Origin of the sequence: Grimontia sp. AD028, assembly GCF_000973155.1 — a bacterium.
Lineage (GTDB): Bacteria > Pseudomonadota > Gammaproteobacteria > Enterobacterales > Vibrionaceae > Enterovibrio > Enterovibrio indicus.
In genome coordinates this window covers 1-2056 of record NZ_LASY01000169.1, presented here as the reverse complement: position 1 = coordinate 2056, position 2056 = coordinate 1, and the positions used below count along the sequence as shown (strand labels likewise).

Here is a 2056-nt window from a genome sequence, read left to right as displayed (position 1 = left end):
CAGGTTGTTTGGGTATACTCTGACTGATTGTAGTTGACCAATTTTTGTACGAACGCCAATACCAGAGCGATTTACTCAGATTTACACTCTTCCAATACAAGTGGGTTTTGGTATGTTGTGATCCAACCTTACTGGCCACCCATACTGCTTCAGCCAAATTATTTTGAAAGGAAGAAAATCTAATGAGCGATGAGCGCTACAAAGCCCGACAACAAAAAGTCAAAGAACAAGTCGACGAGCGCGTTGCCGCTGCACAGATTGAGAAAGGTTTGCTGTTGGTGATTACCGGAAATGGCAAAGGGAAATCGACTTCAGGGTTCGGCATGATCACCCGCGCGACCGGTCACTGCCAGAAGTGCGGTGTAGCCCAATTCATCAAGGGCACTTGGGAATGTGGCGAGCGTAATCTGCTGGAAAAATGCGGAGTTGAATTCCACGTCATGGCGACCGGCTTTACCTGGGACACACAAGACAAAGCAGCTGACACCCAAGCCGCACAGGAAGTCTGGCAGGAATGTAAGCGCATGTTGGCAGACCCAAGTTACGACGTCGTTTTGCTGGACGAGATGACCTACATGGTCACCTATGGCTACGTCGAACTGGATGAAGTGGTAGAAGCACTGGAAAACCGTCCAAGCGACCAGTCAGTGATCATCACTGGCCGCGCTGCCCACCGCACACTGACTGAGATGGCAGATACTGTCTCTGAAGTTCGCAATGTGAAGCATGCTTTTGACTCTGGCATCAAGGTACGCAAAGGCATTGATTGGTAATTAGCCCTTTCCGTGCCACCAGATAAAAGAAAACCCAGCATTGCTGGGCTTTTCATACCAATCACAGTAGGTAGATGATCAGATACTTACTACGATTGGTATCACTATCAGTTGGATGACAATTCGTCACGGAAGCAATCATGTTCATTGCAAAGCATGGCATCAATACTCTGCCAGCCCAACAATCTCATCCAAAGCGCTGGGATTTGTCTCGGCAACACTGGGCCTGGGTCCAATTGCACTGGCGGCACCAATTGCCAAACCTGATTCTCACCCTGCTCTGCCACCACAAAGCTGAAAGGATGGTACATGGCCATGCCAAGTCGTAAATCCGTCGCCGTTAGCGCATCACCATCTTGCTCATAGCGCACAAAGCCACGGGTGAAGTTTTCAAAGTCTGTGAGTAGTTCCGGCTTGCTCGGGAATGCCCAATCACCCCGTATCATTGGCATCCAATCAATGGTTGGATCTTCATCCAACAAAGATGTCAGGCCTTCCCAGTATTTATCGCCATCCAACACCACCACGCGCCAAAGCACGGTGTTGAAAGGTGTGGGTCCAATAAACACCGGCTGTCCTTCAAGGTGCGTACCTGCGACGTTTTCTTCCACCCGGTCTTTCACCACGCCAATCGCTACAAGCGACCAGGCGAGATACAGCGTAGAAATCGCCAGCCCCACGCCACAGAGTTTGGCAGCACGGCTACGCCAGATAAATGCGGCCAACACAGGAATGAGCAATGGGATGGTGTACAGCGGGTCAATGATAAAGATGCTGGAGATAGCCACAGGTGGCGTATCTAATGGCCAGAATAGTTGAGTGCCATAAGTCGTGAAAGAATCCAGAATCGGATGCGTCACCAACACTGCAGTAAACAGCGCCCAGAGTTGCCATAGCGGCCATTCTTTGGCGAAAAACCGCTTCCAGAAAACCGCCAATACGGCAGCAAACGGGAACAGAACAAATAGGGAATGACTAAACCCACGGTGTTTAATCATATTGGAAATCGGGTCGCCATAATCCAGTACCACGTCCAGATCGGGTACTGTGCCGAGCGCGGCACCAGCAAGAAGCACTTTTGGAGAGCAACGCTTACCGGCGACTAAACCGGCGACTGCAGCACCAAGGGCTGCCTGAGAAATAGAGTCCATGAACGTTCGTTTTCCTTTAAAGCTGAAGGCATTTCTTTTTCTTGTTCAGGTGGCTGATTCTAGCGCACATTCTGACTGGGTAAATCAAATATACCCAAACGACCTGAAGATACTTGAATTCAGAGGTCATCA

Annotated in this window: 2 protein-coding genes; one reads left to right on the top strand and one right to left on the bottom strand. The window is 49.8% G+C overall.

Going from position 1 to position 2056, the window contains the following annotated elements:
- Positions 1 to 182 precede the first annotated feature (182 nt).
- A complete protein-coding gene (gene cobO, locus RN22_RS23865; protein WP_046308425.1) occupies positions 183 to 773 on the top strand; it encodes a cob(I)yrinic acid a,c-diamide adenosyltransferase in 591 nt (196 codons plus the stop codon).
- A gap of 107 nt (positions 774 to 880) precedes the next feature.
- Here the strand turns inward: cobO and RN22_RS23860 are convergent, their stop codons facing one another.
- Positions 881 to 1924, bottom strand: coding sequence for a metal-dependent hydrolase (locus tag RN22_RS23860; RefSeq protein WP_046308422.1), 1044 nt, complete (start codon positions 1922 to 1924; stop codon positions 881 to 883).
- Positions 1925 to 2056: the final 132 nt, after the last annotated feature.

Excerpts from the sequence above, each read along its gene's own strand:
- cobO (WP_046308425.1), top strand. The coding sequence starts at position 183 with ATGAGCGATGAGCGCTACAAAGCCCGACAACAAAAAGTCAAAGAACAA.
- RN22_RS23860 (WP_046308422.1), bottom strand. The coding sequence starts at position 1,924 with ATGGACTCTATTTCTCAGGCAGCCCTTGGTGCTGCAGTCGCCGGTTTA.